This window comes from Protofrankia sp. CiP1_Cm_nod4, from assembly GCF_982290645.1.
Genome location: NZ_CEVIVC010000084.1, coordinates 4,237 through 5,752 on the forward strand (window position 1 = coordinate 4,237; position 1,516 = coordinate 5,752).

Below are 1,516 nucleotides of genomic sequence, written 5' to 3' on the forward strand. Positions count from 1 at the left end.
CGAGTCCGGCCGGGCCGGACGGCCCGAGCAGCGCGGCGTCGGTGCCCAGCGCCCGGAAGGCGCAGTGCGCGCCGACCACCTCGGGCAGGAAACTGGCCGGCAGCCGGGACAGCGCCAGATAGAAGACGGCCGTCATCACGGTGAGCGGCCGGGCCTGTGCCGCGGTCAGGAAGTCGGTGGCCAGCGGGTCGGGGAGCTCCACGCCGTGCTCCGCCAGCAGCTGGCGGCGCCGGGCGGCCAGGGTGCGCTCGGCCACGCCGTCCCCGAGCAGCTCCAGCCGCTCGGCGCCCAGCCGGTTGACGATCACGGCGGGCTGGGTAGCCGGCTGCGACACGGTGTCGAGCCAGCAGCCCTCGATCAGCGCGAGCGGGGCACGCTGCCGCAGCACGGTGGCCACGGTCCCGGCCGGGCCGGCGCGCAGCCGCGCGGCGGTCCGCACGATCGCGGCCCGGGCATCGGCCAGCTCGGCGAACAGCAGCTCCTCGTCCAGTGGCCCGTCCGCCCACCCGTCCGGACGCCTGGCCGCCGCGCGCTCGTCCGGCTGCCCGGCCCGGCTCCTGTCCGGCTGGCTGTCCGGGCGTCCGGCCGGATCCGCGCCCTCGTCCGGGCCGGTGCCGTCCGGCAGGAAGGCTGCGAGCACCCGGCGGGCGGCTACCAGCGTCGCCTCGGACTCCTGCTCGACCAGCAGCCGGCGGTACAGCGCGGCCGGCGGCCCGGCCACCGCCGCGGCCGCCTCGGCGAACGCGGCCGGGCCGCACTCGAACGGGCCCCGCGGCAGCGACGTCGTCAGGTCCGTCATGCGGCTTCGCTCCTCGCGGCCAGGTGGGCGGCGAGCGCGCGCGTCTTCTCGGCGGCCTCGAACGCCTGGCCGCGGCAGTTGAGGTGCAGCCCGTCGCCGCAGTAGATGCCGGGGTCGGCGCGGAGCGGATGGTCGGTGAGCGAGACGAAGATCGCGCCGTGTTCCTGGGCGACCTCCCGCGTGATCCGGGCGACGATCCTGGTCGCCCTGCTGATCATCATCGCCTGTTTCGCGGGGACGATGCCCGCCTGGCCGATGTCGAGCATCCCGACGGTGAGGACGTCGGCGCCGGTCGCCCGGACCCTGGAGACGATCTCGGTCAGCTCGGCGCGCACGGTGGCCGGGTCGAACCCCGGCCTGATGAAGTCGTTGCCGCCGCCGGAGAGGAACAGCAGGTCGGGCCGGAAGTCCAGGGCCGGCCGCAGCTGCGTCCGGCGGATCTCGGTGAGCGTCAGATCGCGCCTGGCCAGCCGGATCTCGTCGAGGTCGGGGTGGACGCGGCGCAGCACGGCGCTGATCCGGTCCACCCAGGACAGGTCCTGGTAACCGGGAACGGCCTCGCGGATGCCGGCCGAGATGCTGTCGCCAAGCACCGCGATCCGCCGCCACGGCGTGCCCGCCAACAGCCGCGCGCCGGCTTCGGTGGACAGGACGTACGGGTCGGTGGCCTCCGTCATTTCGCCCGGTTCACCTGTTCTGGCCAATGCGCCTGTTTCG

At 75.3% G+C, this 1,516-nt stretch carries 1 protein-coding gene and 1 pseudogene; both read right to left on the reverse strand.

All coding sequences use genetic code 11. From position 1 onward, the window contains the following. Nucleotides 1-799, reverse strand: a pseudogene (locus AC5LSR_RS15910) (iron-containing redox enzyme family protein); the annotation flags it as partial. Further along, nucleotides 796-1,476, reverse strand: coding sequence for an SGNH/GDSL hydrolase family protein (locus AC5LSR_RS15915; protein WP_250285205.1), 681 nt, complete (start codon nucleotides 1,474-1,476; stop codon nucleotides 796-798). The pseudogene AC5LSR_RS15910 and the gene AC5LSR_RS15915, both read right to left, overlap by 4 nt. Between the last annotated feature and the right edge of the window lie 40 nt (nucleotides 1,477-1,516).

Excerpts from the sequence above, each read along its gene's own strand:
- AC5LSR_RS15915 (WP_250285205.1), bottom strand. The coding sequence starts at position 1,476 with ATGACGGAGGCCACCGACCCGTACGTCCTGTCCACCGAAGCCGGCGCG.